Source organism: Actinomadura flavalba DSM 45200 (assembly GCF_000374305.1).
In the GTDB taxonomy this organism is placed as follows: domain Bacteria; phylum Actinomycetota; class Actinomycetes; order Streptosporangiales; family Streptosporangiaceae; genus Spirillospora; species Spirillospora flavalba.
Genome location: NZ_KB894104.1, coordinates 31,552 through 49,321 on the forward strand (window position 1 = coordinate 31,552; position 17,770 = coordinate 49,321).

At 73.4% G+C, this 17,770-nt stretch carries 14 protein-coding genes; all 14 read right to left on the reverse strand.

Annotated features, from left to right (window positions below):
- Positions 1-171: 171 nt before the first annotated feature.
- The 14 genes from C229_RS0127305 to C229_RS0127370 all read right to left on the reverse strand — a co-directional run bounded on the left by C229_RS0127305 (position 172) and on the right by C229_RS0127370 (position 17,634).
- Entirely contained in the window at positions 172-1,023 is an 852-nt protein-coding gene (locus C229_RS0127305) for a TIGR03936 family radical SAM-associated protein (RefSeq protein WP_018658308.1), read from the reverse strand.
- A gap of 174 nt (positions 1,024-1,197) precedes the next feature.
- On the reverse strand, positions 1,198-3,120 hold the full coding sequence (locus C229_RS0127310) for a TIGR03960 family B12-binding radical SAM protein (protein WP_018658309.1): 1,923 nt from the start codon (positions 3,118-3,120) through the stop codon (positions 1,198-1,200).
- Positions 3,121-3,197: 77 nt separating this feature from the next.
- The gene (gene rodA / locus C229_RS0127315) at positions 3,198-4,376 is read right to left on the reverse strand and encodes a rod shape-determining protein RodA (RefSeq protein WP_018658310.1); all 1,179 of its coding nucleotides are present in this window, start codon (positions 4,374-4,376) and stop codon (positions 3,198-3,200) included.
- A complete protein-coding gene (gene mrdA, locus C229_RS0127320; RefSeq protein ID WP_018658311.1) occupies positions 4,373-6,442 on the reverse strand; it encodes a penicillin-binding protein 2 in 2,070 nt (689 codons plus the stop codon). The genes rodA and mrdA overlap by 4 nt, the downstream gene beginning before the upstream one ends.
- Positions 6,439-7,044: a rod shape-determining protein MreD gene (mreD, locus tag C229_RS33250; RefSeq protein WP_018658312.1), complete on the reverse strand. Its 606-nt coding sequence runs from the start codon at positions 7,042-7,044 to the stop codon at positions 6,439-6,441. The genes mrdA and mreD overlap by 4 nt, the downstream gene beginning before the upstream one ends.
- Before the next feature lie 4 nt (positions 7,045-7,048).
- Positions 7,049-8,002, reverse strand: a complete 954-nt coding sequence (gene mreC, locus C229_RS0127330) for a rod shape-determining protein MreC (protein WP_018658313.1) — start codon at positions 8,000-8,002, stop codon at positions 7,049-7,051.
- A gap of 49 nt (positions 8,003-8,051) precedes the next feature.
- Complete coding sequence (locus tag C229_RS0127335; RefSeq protein ID WP_018658314.1) at positions 8,052-9,086, reverse strand: rod shape-determining protein; 1,035 nt, start codon at positions 9,084-9,086, stop codon at positions 8,052-8,054.
- Positions 9,087-9,272: 186 nt separating this feature from the next.
- Entirely contained in the window at positions 9,273-9,683 is a 411-nt protein-coding gene (gene ndk, locus C229_RS0127340) for a nucleoside-diphosphate kinase (protein ID WP_018658315.1), read from the reverse strand.
- 65 nt (positions 9,684-9,748) lie between these two features.
- Positions 9,749-11,158, reverse strand: a complete 1,410-nt coding sequence (locus C229_RS0127345) for a hypothetical protein (RefSeq protein WP_018658316.1) — start codon at positions 11,156-11,158, stop codon at positions 9,749-9,751.
- 109 nt (positions 11,159-11,267) lie between these two features.
- On the reverse strand, positions 11,268-11,651 hold the full coding sequence (locus C229_RS0127350; RefSeq protein WP_018658317.1) for a DUF4233 domain-containing protein: 384 nt from the start codon (positions 11,649-11,651) through the stop codon (positions 11,268-11,270).
- The gene (locus C229_RS0127355; RefSeq protein ID WP_018658318.1) at positions 11,648-13,066 is read right to left on the reverse strand and encodes a bifunctional folylpolyglutamate synthase/dihydrofolate synthase; all 1,419 of its coding nucleotides are present in this window, start codon (positions 13,064-13,066) and stop codon (positions 11,648-11,650) included. Before C229_RS0127355 ends, C229_RS0127350 begins: the two co-directional genes overlap by 4 nt.
- 128 nt (positions 13,067-13,194) lie before the next feature.
- Complete coding sequence (locus C229_RS0127360; protein WP_026314207.1) at positions 13,195-13,968, reverse strand: hypothetical protein; 774 nt, start codon at positions 13,966-13,968, stop codon at positions 13,195-13,197.
- 111 nt (positions 13,969-14,079) lie between these two features.
- A complete protein-coding gene (locus C229_RS35920; protein ID WP_276203318.1) occupies positions 14,080-14,838 on the reverse strand; it encodes a helix-hairpin-helix domain-containing protein in 759 nt (252 codons plus the stop codon).
- A gap of 177 nt (positions 14,839-15,015) precedes the next feature.
- Entirely contained in the window at positions 15,016-17,634 is a 2,619-nt protein-coding gene (locus tag C229_RS0127370; RefSeq protein ID WP_018658319.1) for a valine--tRNA ligase, read from the reverse strand.
- Between the last annotated feature and the right edge of the window lie 136 nt (positions 17,635-17,770).

Here is a 17,770-nt window from a genome sequence, read left to right on the forward strand (position 1 = left end):
CGCGACCTCGCCGTCCGCCTTCTCGGGCGGAACGGTGCGGTGCGCCGCGCGGGAACTCCTCAGTTCTCGGTGCCGGTGCGCCCGGGCCATGGCCCGGGCACGCCGACGAAGTCGTCGGGGGCGCGCCCGCCCTGCCCTGCGCTCCGGTTCCGTGACGGCACGGGACCGGCGCTACGAGCGGGCGCTGATGACGGCATCCGCGCTCGGGACCACGTCGGACCGCTCCGCGCCGGCAACGTCGCCGGCGGCGTGGGCGGTCTCCCGCTCGGGCGAGGCCCGATCGGGTCCGAGTGGATCCGTGAGGCCACCGGTGGCCGCGTCCAGAGGCCCCTGCGCCAGCCTGGTCACCAGAGGCGGTGACGGCGGCGCGAGGTCGGCGACCTGGCGCAGTCCGGTGAGGATGTCGTCGGGTCGTACGGCAGGAGTGGTATGCCGGACAACCATGCGAAGTATCGCACAAGGGGCATCCGCCGCCTCCGAGGCACGCCGGTCCAGCTCGAAGGAGGACACGGCGGACCGGGCGTCGAAGCGGCGACGGCCCTTCTTGGTGAGGCGTTCGACCTCGACGGTGCCGGCGGCGAGGAACGCGGCCACGGCCGCGGCGGCGTCATCGTGCGCGACGCCGTCGAGCCGGACGCGCCACTCCGACGCCTCCAGCCGCTCCGCCAGGGCACTCGGCTTGCCCGACCCCGGCGGCACGACCACGACATCGCAGATGTCGAGACCGTCCGGCAGGGCCGCGTCGAGCTGGGCCTGGACCCGCGCAGGGTCGCGGATCTCGGTGAGCCCGAGTTCGAGGTACTCCGCCTCGCTGGCCACCCCTGTCGCCGCCGCGCCCGTGTACGAGATCTTCGGGTGCGGTGAGAAGCCCGCGCTGAACGCGACCGGAATCCCGGCGCGCCGCACGGCGCGTTCCACGGCCCGGGAGATGTCGCGGTGGCTCGTGAACCGCAGCCTGCCCCGCTTGGCATAGCGGACGCGCAGACGGTGGATCACGGGGGCCGGTGCCGGGCCCTCCGGCATGGGTGCCAGGGCTGTAGTCCTTCCTACTCGTCGCGTGCTGACAAGAAACGTCTCCGAACAGAATACGGCTCTCCGGCGGAGGCTCGACCGTCGCGGCGCGCCACGGCCTCCCCGCCGGATGCCCTATCCCCTACCCCGTCAGGCGCAGGAGTCCCCTCGAATCGCGAACGTCTCTCACACCACGTTGAGCGGAAGCAGCTTGCGGCCGGTCGGGCCGATCTGGATCTCGGTGCCCATCGTCGGGCAGACGCCGCAGTCGTAGCAGGGCGTCCAGCGGCAGTCCTCGACCTCGGTCTCGTCGACGGCGTCCTGCCAGTCCTGCCAGAGCCACTCGCGGTCGAGGCCCGCGTCGAGGTGGTCCCAGGGGAGCACCTCGACCTCCTCGCGCTCGCGGACGGTGAACCAGTCCAGGTCGACGGGCTCGTCGGCCAGGGCCTCGTCGGCGCAGGCCAGCCAGCGCTGGTACGAGAAGTGCTCGGTCCAGCCGTCGAACCGGCCGCCGTCCTCCCAGACGGCGCGGACGACCCGGCCGACGCGGCGGTCGCCGCGCGACAGCAGGCCCTCGATCACCGACGGCTGCCCGTCGTGGTAGCGCAGGCCGATGGCGCGGCCGTACTCCTTGTCGCCGCGCAGCTCGTCCTTGAGGGCCTTGAGGCGGCGGTCGACGGTCTCGTGGTCGCACTGGGCGGCCCACTGGAACGGCGTGTGCGGCTTGGGCACGAACCCGCCGATGGACACCGTGCAGCGGATGTCGCGGCGGCCGGTGGCGTCGCGGCCCGCCTTGATGACGCGGCGCGCCATGTCGGCGATGGCGAGGACGTCCTCGTCCTCCTCGGTGGGCAGGCCGCACATGAAGTACAGCTTGACCTGCCGCCAGCCGTTCTCGTAGGCGGTGGTGACGGTGCGGATCAGGTCGTCCTCGGAGACCATCTTGTTGATGACCTTGCGCATCCGCTCCGAGCCGCCCTCGGGCGCGAACGTCAGGCCCGAGCGGCGCCCGCCCCGGGAGAACTCGTTGGCGAGCGTGATGTTGAAGGCGTCGACGCGGGTGGACGGCAGCGACAGCGAGGTGTTGGTGCCCTCGTAGCGGTCCGCGAGGCCCTTGGCGACGTCACCGATCTCGCTGTGGTCGGCGCTGGAGAGGCTGAGCAGGCCGACCTCCTGGAAGCCGGACTGCTTCAGGCCCTCCTCGACCATGTTCCCGATCGTGGTGATCGACCGCTCCCGCACCGGGCGGGTGATCATGCCCGCCTGGCAGAACCGGCAGCCGCGCGTGCAGCCCCGGAAGATCTCCACGCTGAACCGCTCGTGGACGGTCTCGGCCAGCGGCACCAGCGGCTTCTTCGGGTACGGCCACTTGTCGAGGTCCATGACGGTGTGCTTGTCGACGCGCCACGGGATGCCGGGACGGTTCGGCGCGACGCGCTGGATGCGGCCGTCGGGCAGGTAGCTCACGTCGAAGAACTTCGGCACGTAGACGCCGCCGGAGCGGGCGAGGCGTTCGAGCAGTTCGTCGCGTCCGCCGGGGCGGCCCTCGCCCTTCCACTCCCGGATCACCTCGGTGATCGCCAGCGCGATCTCCTCGCCGTCACCGAGGACGGCGGCGTCGAGGAAGTCCGCGATCGGCTCGGGGTTGAACGCGGCGTGCCCGCCCGCCAGGACGATCGGGTGGTCGTCGGTGCGGTCGGCGGCCTCCAGCGGGACGCCCGCGAGGTCGAGCGCCGTGAGCATGTTGGTGTAGCCGAGTTCGGTGGAGAACGAGATGCCGAACACGTCGAACGCGGCGACGGGCCGGTGCCCGTCCACGGTGAACTGCGGGATGCCGTGCTCGCGCATCACCGCCTCCATGTCGGGCCACACCGAGTAGGTGCGTTCGGCGAGGGTGCCGGCGCGCTCGTTGAGGATCTCGTAGAGGATCTGGACGCCCTGGTTGGGCAGCCCGACCTCGTAGGCGTCCGGATACATCAGCGCCCAGCGGACCTGCGCCTCGTCCCAGTCCTTGACCTGCGAGTTCAGTTCACCGCCGACGTACTGAATCGGCTTCTGCACGCGCGGGAGCAACGGCTCCAGCCGCGGGAAGATCGACTCGATGGGCATGCGGTGTCCTCCAGGGAGTCAGACAGGTCGATCGTCCAGACTACCGGCGGGGCGGCGTGCACCGCCGGTACCGCGCGCTAGTCGAAGGGGCGCCTGCGGAGGTGGACGGCCTGGAGCAGGCCGAGCGCGATCATGTTCGCGAACGTGGCCGACCCCCCGTAGGAGACGAACGGCAGCGGCAGTCCCGTGATGGGCATGATGCCGAGGGTCATGCCGATGTTCTCGAACGTCTGGAACGCGAGCCAGCACACGACCCCGGTGGCGACCAGGGTGCCGAAGAGGTCGGCGGCCTGGGAGGCGATGCGCAGGCCGCGCCAGAGGATGACGCCGAGCAGCGCCACGATGAGGACCCCGCCGATGAACCCGAGTTCCTCCCCGGCGACGGTGAAGATGAAGTCGGTCTGCTGCTCGGGGACGAAGTGGCCGCCGGTCTGCTCGCCGCTGAACAGGCCCTTGCCGGTGACGCCGCCCGACCCGACGGCGATCCGGGCCTGCTGGGCGTTGTAGCCGGCGCCGCGCGGGTCGGCGGACGGGTCGAGGAACGCGGTGAAGCGGGCGATCTGGTACGGCTTGAGCAGCCCGAAGAACCAGACGGCGACGGCGAGCAGCACGCCGCCGCCGACGAGCCCGGCCAGCCAGCGCTTCTGCACGCCGGAGACGGTGAGCATCCCGAGCACGACCGCGATGAACACCAGCGTGGTGCCGAGGTCGGGCTGCAACATGATCATCGCGGCGGGGACGCCCGCGAGGGCGAGCGCGAGCAGCACGTCCCGCGTGGCGGGGCCGTCCTCGCCGTCGCGCGGCTCCCCGAGCAGCATCGCCAGCAGCACGACGAGCCCGACCTTGGCGAACTCCGACGGCTGGATCTGGAAGCCGCCGCCGAGGACGATCCACGAGTGCGAGCCGTTGACGGTCGAGCCGAGCGGCGTCAGCACGACGAGCAGGCCGACGCAGGCCAGCACGTACATGATCGGGACGTAGGCGCGCAGCAGCCGGTAGTCCAGGAAGCTGACCAGCGCGCCGAGCCCGAAGCCGATGACCAGGTTGAAGATGTGCCGTTTGAGGAACCCCTCGGGGTCGCGGCCCTGCTCGGTGAGGATCTGGAAGGTGGCCGAACGCACCAGCAGCGCGCCCAGCACCGACAGCACCAGCACCGCGATGATCAGCGTCCAGTCGAGGCGGCGCAGCACGGCGAGCCTGCGGCGCCACGCCGCGGTCTCGCCGTAGCCGTCGAGCGACATCCCGTGCGCGGTCACGGCGCCCCCTGCGGGGTGAGGCGCGGCAGTTCCTCGGGCAGCCGGCCGTTCTTGAGCAGCGCCTTCCTGCCGCCGAGCCCGTACATGGCCTCGTAGATCTCGCGGACGGCGGGGGCGGCGGACGAGCCGCCGGTGCCGCCCTGGGAGATCATGACGGTGACGGCGAAGCGCGGCTTCTTCGCCGGGGCGAACGACGCGAACCACGAGGTGTCGCCCTTGCCGTACACCTCGGCGGTGCCCGTCTTGCCCGCGACGGCGACCTTGCCGGAGTCGAACCCGTTGAACACCCCGGCGGCCGTGCCCTCCTTGGTCACGCCCGCCAGCGCGCTGCGCATGTAGGCGAGCACCTTGCCGTCCACCGGGAGTTTCGGCGGCGGCGGCGCGTCGATCGTCCGTATGACGCCGCCGTCCGGGCGGACGATCGCCTGCGCGACGCGCGGCACCACCAGCGACCCGCCGTTGGCCAGCGCCGCGTAGGCGCGGGTGAGCTGGAGCGGCGTGACGAGCATGTCGCCCTGCCCGATGGACAGGTTGGCCGCGTCACCGGCCCGCCAGTTGAACCCCTCGGCGCAGTTCTCCGCCGCGATGGCCTTGAGATAGGCGGCCCGGGTGGGATCGGTGCGGGCCAGCTCCGGGAACCCGGTCTTGGCGGCCTTGCAGTCGGTCGCGCGGGTCGCCTCCCAGTACTGGCGCTTCCACGCACGGTCGGGGATGCGGCCGGACGCCTCGCTGGGCAGGTCGATGCCGGTGCGGGCGCCGAACCCCCAGTCGCGCGCCATCCTGACCATGGGGTCCTTGGGGTTCTTCTTCGGTTTGGTGGCGCCGTCGCGCAGCCACTGCTCGTAGGCGAACTTGTAGAAGATCGTGTCGCAGGAGACGACGAGCGCCCGGTGCAGGTTCATGCTGCCGTGCGCCTGGCCCTCGAAGTTGCGGAACGCGCGGCTGCCGACGTTGAACGAGCCCGGGCACGGATAGGTGCCGTTGAGCGGGTAGCCGTCGCGGATCGCCGCCGCCACCGAGGAGATCTTGAACGTGGACGCGGGCGCGAACTGCCCCTGGGTGACGCGGGAGGTCAGCGGTTCGCCCTTCTTCTTACCGAGCAGCGCGTCGTACTCGTCCTGGGAGATGCCGCCGGTCCAGATGGCGGGGTTGTAGGTCGGGTAGCTGGCCATCGCGGCGACGCGGCCGGTGCGGACGTCCATCACGACGGCCGCCGCCGAGTCGGCCTTCTCGCCCCGGGCGCGGGCCGCCTTGACGGCCTTCTCCAGCGCGTTCTCGGCGGCGCCCTGGACGCCCGCGTCGAGGCTGGTCACCACGTGGCCGCCGGCGACGGCGGGCTGCTCGCGGGCGGTGCCGGTGACGCGGCCCTGGCTGTCGACCAGGACGCGCCGGAACCCCGGCGCGCCGCGCAGGTCGCCGTCGTAGGCGGCCTCCAGCCCGTCGCGGCCGATGAGGTCGACGGCGCTGTACCCGGTGACCTTGAGGCCCTTGCGCTTGTCCAGTTCCTCCTGGGTGATGGGCTGGAGGTAGCCGAGGGCCTGCGCGGCGCTGGCCCCCTCCGGCTCGGGATACTCGCGGACGGCCTGGACCTGCGCGGTGACGCCGGGGAAGTCCTCCTGGCGCTCCATGATCTGAATGGCGCGCTTGGGGTCGACGCGGTCGTCCACGGGGATCGGCTGGTAGGGCGAACCGGGCCAGCACGGGCGCTTCACCGTCGGCCCGCACAGCCGGACGCGCTTCTCCAGCTCGTCCCGGCTGGTGCCGAGCGTCGCCGCCAGCCGGGCGAGCACGGCGGCGCCGCGGTCCTTCTGGCGGGACAGCGACGTGCGGTCGACGGAGACGACGAGCGCGGTGCGGTTGCGCACCAGCGGGCGGCCCGACGAGTCGAGGATGGAGCCGCGCACGGCCGGGACGACGATGTCGCGCGTCCGGTTCTGGGCGGCGACCTGCCGGTAGTGCTCGCCGTCGAGGACCTGCATCGTCCACATGCGTCCGGTCAGCACGAGCAGCAGCGCGCCCACGACCACGTACAGGACGACGAGCCGGAAGTGGGTGCGCGCGTTCACCGGCCCGGCCCCCGGCCGGACATGGCGCGGAACCGGGCGGGCGAGGCGACGGAGAGGTCGCCGCGCGAGGGGCCCCGGTCGCCGCGCTCGTAGCGGCGCGACACCCGTAGGACGGCCCAGACGATGAACGGACTGACGATCACGTCGTAGAGGACCTGGAGCGGCACCATGCGGGACACGATCGTCCAGCTCGCGCGCGGATCGCCGAGGAGCATGCCGGTCAGCGCGTACAGGACGGTGCCCGCCAGGGCGCCCGCCGCGACCGCGAAGAACGGCACGAGCGACTGCCGGTCCATCTCGGCCGAGGCGATGCCGCACACGTAGCCGATCACGCAGTACACCAGCGCGTACCGGCCGATGGTGTGGTCGGCGGGCGGGATGATGTCGGCGGCCAGGCCCGCGCAGAACCCGGCGACGGCGCCCGTCATCGACCCGTAGACCAGCGCCAGCGCGACGACGGTCAGCAGCACGAGGTCGGGCGTGACGCCGCCCGGCAGCGGCAGCCGGTTGGCGACCGACACCTGGAGCACCAGCGCGACGAGCAGGATGAGCGCGGCGCTGAGGTGCCGCCCCGCCGGAGACGGCTCGGGAGCGTTCAGCACGGGATCAGCCCTCCGGGTTCGACGGACGGGTGCCGGGCGACGGGCTGCGCGTCGGGCGCGGCGACGCCTTCGGGGACGGCGGCGGCTTGGGCAGCAGCGCCTCGCGCGGGTCGGACTTGGGCGGCGCCACGACGACGGCGACGACGTCGAGGCCGCTGAACTTCACGAACGGCCGGATGTAGGCGGTGCGGGTGAGCCCGCCGACGGACTGGTCGATGCTCTGCACGGACCCGATCGGCACGCCCGGCACGTACGGGCTCTCGCCCTGCGAGCCGAGCGTGACGAGCCGCTGCCCGACGCGCATCGGGGCGGTGGCGTCGAGGAGCTGGAGGCGCAGCGGCGTCGTTCCGCCGTTGCCGAGCCCGCGCCGGCCCCGGCCCTGGACGACGCCGATCTCCTTGGAGTCCTCCAGGCGGGCGCCGACCGTGGACGTGACGTCGGTGGCCAGCAGCACGGTCGCGGTCGCGGGGCCGACCCGGACGATCCGCCCGACGAGCCCCTCGGCGCTCATGACCGTCATGTCGCGGCGGACGCCGCTGCGGCTGCCGACGTCGAGCGTGACGGTGTCCTCGAAGCCCTGCCCGGACGAGATCACCTGCGCGGCGACGATCTTGTAGCCGCCGATGCCGGCGGTGCCCAGCAGCCGCTGGAGCTGCCCGGCGCGCGAGGCGTCCAGGCGCTGCGCGCGGACCTGCTCGCGCAGCCGCTGGTTCTCGCGCTCCAGCCGCTCGGCGCGGCGGCGCTGGTCGGGCGCGTCGGTGATGGCGTCGAAGGTGTTGCCGACGGGCCGCACGACCGACGCCGAGGCGCGCTCGACCGGCCCGAAGACGGCGGCGCCGACGCCGCGCAGGCCGCGCAGCGGCGAGTCGTCCCCGCCCCGGTAGTCCACCGTGATCATCACGAGGGCCACCGCGAGCAGCGCGCCGAGCACCGTCCGGTTGCGCCGGGTGTCCTTCACCGACCGACCTTTCGTTCGCGTCCCACCCGGCCGGACGTCCGGCCGGTCCTCAGTGCCGCGGTTCGGGGACGAGCACCTGGCGCAGGGACTCGAAGTCCTCCACGCACTTGCCCGTGCCGAGCACGACGGAGTCGAGGGGGTTGTCGACGAGGTGGATCGGCATGCCGGTCTCCTCGCGGAGCCGCTCGTCGAGGTTCTTGAGCAGCGCGCCGCCGCCGGTGAGGGCGATGCCCCGGTCCATGATGTCGCCGGACAGTTCCGGGGGGCATTTGTCGAGCGTGGTCTTCACGGCGTCGACGATGGAGTTGACGGGTTCCTCGATGGCGCGGCGGACCTCCTCGGCGGAGATCACGACGGTCTTGGGCAGGCCGCTGACCAGGTCGCGGCCGCGGATCTCGGCGTGCGGTTCCTCGTCGCCGCCGGGGAACGCCGAGCCGATGGCCATCTTGATCTCCTCGGCGGTGCGCTCCCCGAGCATCAGGGAGTACTCCTTCTTGGAGAACGAGATGACGGCCTGGTCGAGTTCGTCGCCGCCGACGCGGACGGACTGGCTGGTGACGATGCCGCCGAGCGAGATGATCGCGACCTCGGTGGTGCCGCCGCCGATGTCGACGACCATGTTGCCGGTGGGCTCGTAGACGGGGAGCCCGGCGCCGATCGCGGCGGCCATGGGCTCCTCGATGATGTAGACGCGCCGGGCGCCGGCCTGGTAGCCGGCCTCCTTGACGGCGCGCTGCTCGACGCCGGTGATGCCGCTCGGCACGGCGACGACGATGCGCGGCTTGGCGAAGTGCCGCCGCTTGTGCACTTTCTGGATGAAGTACCGCAGCATCCGCTCGGTGACCTCGAAGTCGGCGATGACGCCGTCCTTGAGGGGGCGGACGGCCACGATGTTGCCCGGGGTGCGGCCGATCATCCGCTTCGCCTCGATGCCGACCGCGACGATTTTGCCGGTATTGGTGTTGATCGCGACGACAGAGGGTTCGTTGAGGACGATGCCGCGCCCGCGCACATAGACGAGAGTGTTGGCGGTTCCCAGATCGACCGCCATGTCACGGCCGAGGAACGACAGCTTGTTACCCATGAAGAAAGGGAGCCCTTCATGCTCGGCGGGCGGGTGGAGCGGCGTTCACCATCGTAACGTGCCCGCGGGGGGCGAGGCAGCCCGGGACACGTCGCGTGTTTCCCGGAAATGCTGGACCGACCTGGGGTTTAGCGAGAAAGACGACGCGGGCCGGAGATCTCCGGCCCGCGTGTCCCGGCGCGACGCTCAGCCCAGTTCGGGGAAGAACAGCTTGATCTCGCGCTCGGCGGAGTACGTGGAGTCGGAGCCGTGCACGATGTTCTCACCGATCTCCAGCGCGAAGTCGCCGCGGATCGTGCCGGGCGTGGCGCTGACCGGGTCGGTGGCGCCGGCGAGCGCGCGGAACGCCTCGATCGCGCGCGGGCCCTCGACGACGAGGGCGACGAGCGGGCCGCCGGTGATGAACTCGACCAGCTCGCCGAAGAACGGCTTGCTGGCGTGCTCCTCGTAGTGGGCCTCGGCGGTCTCGCGCGGGAGCCGCTTGAGTTCGAGCGCGGCGAGCCGCAGGCCCTTGCGCTCGATCCGCGCGATGACCTCGCCGACGACGCCGCGGCGGACGCCGTCGGGCTTGACCAGGACAAGAGTGCGCTCGGACACGGGTTCTCCTCGGAAGCGAAGTGGGAATTTCGGCGCGGCGTGCGGCGCACCTTCGGCCGCGAAGTTTACCGGTCCCCGGGAACGTCGCCGCCCGGCTGCGCGGCCCAGCGGGAGGCGACGGCGAGCAGCGCCGCGCCCGCCGCCGCGCCGAGCAGCCAGGTGCGGTATCCGGCGGTGAGCGCGGCGAGCTGCGCGGCCGGTGCGGCGGCGCGCAGGGCGCCGAGCTGGAACGCCTGGACCAGGAGCTGACCGGTGAGGACGGCGGGGAAGCACAGCGCGAGGCCGAACAGCGCGGCGCCGGGCGTCGCGTCCCGCAGCGCGGCGGCCAGCGCGGCGCCGACGCCGAACGCGAGCGGCAGCAGCGGCAGCACGGCGGGCGCGGGCGTCGTGGCGGCGAGCAGCAGCGCGGCGGCGGCTAGGCCGTGGCCCGCCAGGACGGCGACGCGCGGGCGGGCGAGCAGCGCGCCCGCCGCCGCGCCCGCGAAGGCGGCGGCTCCGGCGGCGGCGAACGCGGCGGCGGCCGGGCCGGTGCCGTGCTCGGCGAGCAGCCCCGCGGCGGGGGCGGCGACGGGATAGGTGAGCAGGCCGGTCGAGACCAGGACGATCGCGCAGCCGTGCGGGCTGCCGGTGATCGCGTCGCGTCCGCCCGCGAAGGCGAGCCCGGCGAGGGCGAGCAGCGTCAGCACGGCGAGGGTGAGGCGGCCGCCGGGCGACCAGCCGTAGCCGGTGAGCAGCGCGAGGAACGCGAACCCGGTGGTGGGCACCAGCGGCAGGACGAGCTGGCCGCGTTCCGCGCGGCGGCGCGCGGCGGGCGGCAGGACGGGGCGTCCGGCGCCGAGCAGCAGCGGTACGGCGGCCAGGGCGGCGAGCACGGGCCAGGGGTGCGGGGCGAGCGCGTCCTGCCAGGGCCCGGACGCGCCGGTGGACGGGACGGCGGCCAGGGCGAGGGGCATCGCGGTGAGCAGGGCGGCGACGAGGGTGCCCGCCCAGACGGCGCCGAGCAGGGTCCGGGCGCGCGGCGTCGCGGCGGCGGTGATCAGGGCGAGCACGGCGGACAGGACGAGCCCCGCCCCCGCGCCCTGCGCGGCGCGGAGCGCGGCCGTGACCGGGACCGAGGCGGCCAGCGGCGCGGCGGCCACGCCCGCCGCCAGCAGCGCGAGCCCGCCGGTGAGCACCCGTCCGGCGGGCCAGGTGCGGGCGGCCAGCGCGCCGAGCGGGACGGCCAGCAGCAGCGCGGGCAGGGTGAGGCCGGTGGCGCGCAGCAGCGCGTGGCCGTCGGCGGAGAGGCCGAGGTCGGCGGCGGCGCGCGGCAGGACGCCCGCCACGGTGTCGGGCAGGGTCAGGACGGCGGCCGGGACGCCCGCGACGGTGACGAGCAGCAGCCCGAGCACCGCCCGCACGGATCGGACGGCGGGCACCGGGACCGCGGCGTCGGCGGGGACGAGCGCCGGGGGGCGGCGGGCGTGGGACGTCACGGCTTCTCCTCGGAGCCGCTCCCCCACCGGGCGACAATTCCGAATTTTTCATATTGTCGGAATTGACCTATGGTGCGGAAGCGGCGGATGCGGCGCTGTCCCGGAGAATTTAGCGCGCCTGCGCGCTTTCCGCCTTACGCCCGAGCCAAAGCGCCGTACCCCACAAAGCACCGAAAAGGACGCCAAGGAAGAACATGGTCGGCACGAGGAATCCGGTGCCGATGATCGCCACCTGGAGCGCCGTCCCGAGATGCACCGCCCAGGACCGCCGCAGCATCCCCGCCACCAGCAGCGCCAGCACCGCCAGCCCGCCGCACACCCCGGCGGCGCGCCCCGGCGACACGTCGTTCACCTGGATCGCCACCGGGACCGCCAGCCCGATGATGATCGCCTCGGCCGTCAGCACCGCCGCCAGCAGCGACCGCGCACCCCGGCCCCCGGACGTCCGGTCCCGCTTCTCCACCGTGCTCGTCTCCGTGTTCGCTGCGGTCATGACGCGTCCTGGGCGCGCAGGAGGATGCGGGCGTCGCCCGCGGTGACGACCGAACCGGTGATCAGGACACCGGCGCCGCGATACTCGCCGGTCTCCTCCGCCAGGCCGATGGCGCGGTCGATGGCGTCGTCCAGCCGGTCGGCGGCGTGGACGCGGTCGGGACCGAAGATGCCCTCGGCCAGCTCGGCCAGTTCCTCCGGCGCCATGGAGCGCGGGGACGAGTTGCGGGTCACGACCAGCTCGGTGACGACCGGTTCGAGCTGGTCGAGGACGCCCGCGACGTCCTTGTCGGCCGCGCCCGCGAAGACCGCGACCAGGCGGGTGAAGCCGAACGACTCGGTGAGCGTCTGCACCGTCACCGCCATGCCCGCCGGGTTGTGCGAGCTGTCGACCAGGACGGTCGGGCCGCTGCGGACGACCTCCAGCCGGCCGGGCGTCGCCGTCTTGGCGAGCGCGCTGCGCACCAGCGCCGGGTCGAGCTGGCCGTCGTCGCCGCCGGTGTAGGTCTCCCCAGGCGCGACGCGGGTGGCGGCGTCCAGGCCCGCCTCGCCCGCCGTCGGGCCGCCCGACGCGAACGCCTCGACCGCTGCGAGCGCCGTCGCGGCGTTGGACGCCTGGTGGTCCCCGAACAGCGGCAGGAAGATCTCGTCGTAGGTGCCGTGCAGGCCCCGGACGCCGATGGCCTGGCCGCCCACCGCGACGTCGCGGTGCAGCACCCCGTACTCGATGCCCTCGCGCGCCACCACCGCGCCGACGTCGGCCGCGCGGCGCAGCAGCACCTCGGCCGCCTCCACCGGCTGCTGCGCGACCACCGCGATCGCCCCCGGCTTGATGACGCCCGCCTTCTCCTCCGCGATCTCCTCCACGGTGTCGCCGAGGACGCCGGTGTGGTCGAGCGAGATCGGCGTGACGACGGCCACCGCGCCGTCCGCGATGTTCGTGGCGTCGTAGGTGCCGCCCAGGCCGACCTCGATGACCGCCACGTCCACCGGCGCGTCCGCGAACGCCGCGAACGCCATCGCGGTCAGCACCTCGAAGTACGACAGCCGCACGCCGTGCTTGTCGTCGATGAGCCCGAGGTACGGCTCGACGTCCGCGTACGCGGCGGCGAACGCCTCCTCGCTCAGCGGCTCCCCGTCGATCGCGATGCGCTCGCGCGGCGACACCAGGTGCGGGCTCGTGTACAACCCGACCCGCAGGCCCCGCTCGATCAGCAGCGCGGCGATGAGCCGCGCCGTGCTCGTCTTGCCGTTCGTGCCCGCGACGTGGATCACCGGATAGGCGCGCTGCGGCGACCCCAGCACGTCGGCCAGGTCGGCCACCCGGTCCAGCGCGGGGTCGATGTCCCACTCGACGCCACGGGCGTCGATCGCCGCGACGGCGGAGGCATAGTCGGAATTCGCGGAAGCAGCCACCTCGAAACTCTATTACCTGGCCGCGCCTTCGGCACGGCGGGGTCAGTGCCCTTCTCGGCCCTGACCCGCGGGGTTCGCGTGTATACGTACGGGTTGGGGCCGTCGGGGTTCGGGTCGGGGTGCAGGGGCTAGTGGCGTTCCAGGCTCTGGCGGAGGGCCTTGGTGGTCGCGGCCAGGTTCTCGGTGGGGTTCTCGGCCGCTACGAAGCCGTACGTGGTGGGGGTCGCCCAGGCGCAGTACGGGCGGGACTCGGTGAGGACGGCCAACGTGCCGCACACGGTCTCGTCGCCTGCCGGGGCCTGGCCCAGGAGGGTGGACGGGCGCGCGTTGCGCAGGAAGCCGGACGGGTCTCCGATCGGGGCGTTGCCCGCCAGGACCAGCACCTCGCCCTTCGGGCCGGTGTAGACGGCTTTCACCGTGTGGGCGCCGGTGATGCCGCCGTTGTGCGCGGCGGCGGCCAGGAACGGGTAGGTCGCGGCGCTCATCGGGTCCTGCGCGGAGCGGGTCAGGCCGCCCGCCGTGGGGGCGGCGGCGACGCGGCGGGTCGTCTCCTCGCCGTTCGCGGTCACCGCGACGGCGCCCACGGTCAGGACCAGGGCCGTGCCCGCCGCCATGACCGAGCCGTAGACCAGGCGGCGGCGGACGGACGGCTCGGCGGCCGCGGGCTCGGCGGGCCGCGCCGCCGGGACCGGCTCGGCGGGGCGTTCGGGCAGCGGCTCGGCGTCCGGCTCGTCCAGGCCGAGTTCTTCGAGCGTCGGGATGTCGAGCACGGGCAGCGACCCGGACGTCACGGCCGAGGGGACGTCGGCCCACCACGGCCGGGCGGCGCCGAACAGTCCCTCGGAGCCCGGCTCGGTGCCGGTGAGGACGTCCGCGTCGGGGGAAGAGGACGAGTCGGCCATTGCACTCCCGAGAGCATCATTCGCATTAAAGCCCGCAGACAGCCGAAATCGTAGCCCGCCGGGGCAGGGCTCCGCCCCTTCTTCGCCGACGGAGATCGCGCGTCCGGGCGCTCAACGCAGGTAGAGGCCGTACTCCAGGAGTTCGGGCAGCAGGCTCGGCGCCAGGTCCGCGACGGTCGCCAGTTCCTCCGCCGAGCTGAACGGGCCGATCTGCTCGCGCAGCGCCACGACCGCCTCGGCGGCCCCGGCCTCCAGCCCGAACCGGGTCAGCTCCCCCGCCGGGACGAGGTTGACGTCGATGAGCCCGCCGTCGTCGTAGGGACGCCGGTAGGGCGGCACGTCGGTGCGGCCGATGAGCAGTTCCCGCGCCATCAGCGGGTTGGTGTGCGCGAGCGCCCGCGCCTCGCGGCGGCGGTGCGCCCGCGCGGCGACGTGCTGGACGGCCGCGTGGTTGCGCTGCTCGGCGGTCGGCGGCGGCACCGGCGGCGGGACCGGCAGCACCGGCGGGATCGGCGGCGGCACCGGGTCGCGCGACGCCATGACGATCGCGTGCACGATCCACACCGGTATCCACAGGCCGCACGTCACCACCGACAGGACGCCGTGCATGACGTGGATGCCCGCGTCCGCCGAGCCCGGCGGCGCGTGGTGCACGTTGATGGTCACCGGCGGAGGCGGCGGCGGGACCGGCGCCTCGCGCGGCGGCACCGTCCCGCCGTGCGGATCGGCGCCGGGCGTCGGACGCGACCGCGCGTCGGGCGGGCCGGTCACCGGCGGCGGAACCGGAGGCGCGGGCGGAGGCGGCGGGAAGGCCCCGGTCGCCGGGGGCCGGGCCATCGACCCGGGCCGGCGTGGCTGCTTGTCGAACATCGCGCTCCCCTGCGGTCGGCCGTCCGCCCAGCCGCCGGACGCGCCGGACCGGCGACCTCATCAGTCTAAGGCGCGTCCCGCGGATCACGTCGGCCACGCGACACCGGAGCACACCCCACAGGGATGAGACGCCGCCCTACCCGCCCCGGGTTCACGCCCGGGGCGGACCGATCGGGATCACCCGGCGGGCAGCGCCGCGAGCTGCGCCTCCAGCCGCGCGATGTCGGCCTCCGCCCGCGCGAGCCGGTCGCGGTTCTTGGCCACGACGTCCTCGGGCGCCTTGGCCATGAACGCCTCGTTGCCGAGCTTGCGCCGGGTCTGCTCGACGTCCTTGCGGGCGGCGGCCAGGTCCTTGTCGAGCCGCTTGCGCTCGGCCGCGACGTCGATCGCGCCCGCCGTGTCGAGCCGGACGACCGCGCCCTCGACCGGCAGCGACGCCGTCTCGGTGAAGCCGTCGCCGGGGACGGTGAGCCGCAGCAGCGTGCGGATGCCCTCCTCGTGCGCGGCCAGCGGCGCGCCGTTCCAGTCGATGCGGGCGACGACGCGCTGCCCCGGCTTGAGGCCCTGGTCGGAGCGGAACCGGCGCACCTCGGTGACGAGCCGCTGCACCGCGCCGATCTCGGCCTCGGCGGCGGCGTCGCGGCGGGCCGCGTCGGCCTGCGGCCACGGCGCCGTGACGATCGTCTTCTCCCCCGTCAGCGTCGTCCACAGCTCCTCGGTGACGAACGGGATCACCGGGTGCAGCAGCCGCAGCAGCGTGTCGAGCACCTCGCCGAGGACGCGGCGCGTCGGCTCGGCGCGCTCGTCCGCGAGCTGCACCTTGGCCAGCTCGACGTACCAGTCGCAGACCTCGTCCCACGCGAAGTGGTAGAGCGTCTCGCACGCCTTGGCGAACTCGTAGGTCTCCAGGTGGGCGTCGACCTCGGCGGCGACCGTGTGCAGCCGCGACAGAATCCACGCGTCGACCGTGCTGACGGTCTCCGGCATGGCGCCGCGCACGTGCGCGCCGTTCAGCAGCGCGAACCGCGTCGCGTTGAACAGCTTGTTGCAGAAGTTGCGCGAGCCCTGCGCCCAGTCCTCCGCGACGGGCACGTCACCGCCGGGGTTGGCGCCGCGCAGCAGCGTGAACCGGGTCGCGTCGGCGCCGTACCGCTCGATCCAGTCGAGCGGGTCGACGACGTTGCCGAACGACTTGGACATCTTCTTGCCGTTCTGGTCGCGGACCATCCCGTGCAGGACGATCGTGCGGAACGGCGGGCGCCCGTCCATCGCGTACAGGCCGAACATCATCATCCGGGCGACCCAGAAGAACAGGATGTCGTAGCCGGTGACCAGCGTGGACGTCGGGTAGAAGCGGTCGAGGTCGCGGCTGTCGCCGGGCCAGCCGAGCGTGGAGAACGGCCACAGCGCCGAGGAGAACCACGTGTCGAGGACGTCGGTGTCCTGGGTCCATCCGGCGGGCGGCTCCTCGTCGGGGCCGGGGCACGCGGTCTCGCCGTCCGGCCCGTACCAGACGGGGATGCGGTGGCCCCACCAGAGCTGGCGGCTGATGCACCAGTCGTGCATGTCGTCGACCCACGCGAAGTAGCGGGCGCCCATCTCCGGCGGGTGGATCGCGACCGAGCCGTCGCGGACGGCGTCGCCCGCCGCCTCGGCCAGCGGCGCGACCTTGACGAACCACTGGAGCGACACGCGCGGCTCGACGACGGTGGAGCAGCGCGAGCAGTGCCCGACCGAGTGCTCGTAGGGCCGGATCTCCTTGAGGATGCGGCCCTCCTCGCGGAGCGCCGCGACGACGGCCGGGCGCGCCTCGAACCGGTCGAGCCCGGCGAACGGGCCCGGCGCGGTGACGACGCCGCGCTCGTCCATGATGGCGAGCGACGGCAGGTCGTGGCGGCGGCCGATCTCGAAGTCGTTGGGGTCGTGCGCGGGGGTGACCTTGACGGCACCGGTGCCGAACGCTGGGTCGACGTGCTCGTCGGCGACGACGGGGATGCGGCGGCCCGTCAGCGGCAGCTCGATCTCGCGGCCGACCAGGTGCGCGTAGCGCTCGTCGTCCGGGTGGACGGCGACGGCGGTGTCACCGAGCATCGTCTCGGCGCGGGTGGTGGCCACGACGATCGCGTCGTCGCCGTCGCCGTAGCGGATCGAGACGAGTTCGCCGTCGCGGTCGGAGTGCTCGACCTCGATGTCGGACAGGGCCGTCAGGCAGCGCGGGCACCAGTTGATGATGCGCTCGGCGCGGTAGATGAGGCCGTCGTCGAAGAGGCGCTTGAAGATGGTGCGGACGGCGCGGGCGCGGGCGTCGTCCATGGTGAACGCCTCGCGCGTCCAGTCGACGCTGTCGCCGAGGCGGCGCATCTGGCCGAGGATGCGCCCGCCGGACTCGCCCTTCCACTTCCAGACGCGGTCGACGAACGCCTCGCGGCCGAGGTCGTGCCGGGACAGACCCTCCTTGGCCAGCTCGCGCTCGACGACGTTCTGCGTGGCGATGCCCGCGTGGTCCATGCCGGGAACCCAGGCCACCTCGTAGCCCTGCATGCGGCGGCGGCGGACGAGCGTGTCCTGGATGGAGTGGTCGAGCGCGTGGCCCATGTGCAGCGAGCCGGTGACGTTCGGCGGCGGGATCACGATCGAGTACGCCGGACGCTCCGGGTCGCGCGCCGGATCGGCCGTGAACAGCCCCTCGGATACCCAGCGCTCGTACAGCCTGCCCTCGACGTTCGCCGGTTGGTACTGGGTGGGCAGGTCGACGTCGGCGGCGACGGGGCCGCGCTCATGGCTGGGGTGTGTCACGCCACCGCATTCTACGGCCCCGCGCGCCCCGCCACGGCCAGTCCCGGTTTCCCGCCCTCGCCGGGACACAGGTCACCTGACACCGGGTCACCTCGTCCGAGAGGATGATCGACCACCGCGCCGTGGGCGCGCTGAG

Bases quoted from the DNA above. Each gene is read 5' to 3' on its own strand.
- C229_RS0127310 (WP_018658309.1), bottom strand. From the start codon at position 3,120: ATGCCCATCGAGTCGATCTTCCCGCGGCTGGAGCCGTTGCTCCCGCGC.
- C229_RS0127360 (WP_026314207.1), bottom strand. From the start codon at position 13,968: ATGGCCGACTCGTCCTCTTCCCCCGACGCGGACGTCCTCACCGGCACC.
- C229_RS0127335 (WP_018658314.1), bottom strand. From the start codon at position 9,086: ATGGGTAACAAGCTGTCGTTCCTCGGCCGTGACATGGCGGTCGATCTG.
- C229_RS35920 (WP_276203318.1), bottom strand. From the start codon at position 14,838: ATGTTCGACAAGCAGCCACGCCGGCCCGGGTCGATGGCCCGGCCCCCG.
- C229_RS0127305 (WP_018658308.1), bottom strand. From the start codon at position 1,023: ATGCCGGAGGGCCCGGCACCGGCCCCCGTGATCCACCGTCTGCGCGTC.
- C229_RS0127350 (WP_018658317.1), bottom strand. From the start codon at position 11,651: ATGACCGCAGCGAACACGGAGACGAGCACGGTGGAGAAGCGGGACCGG.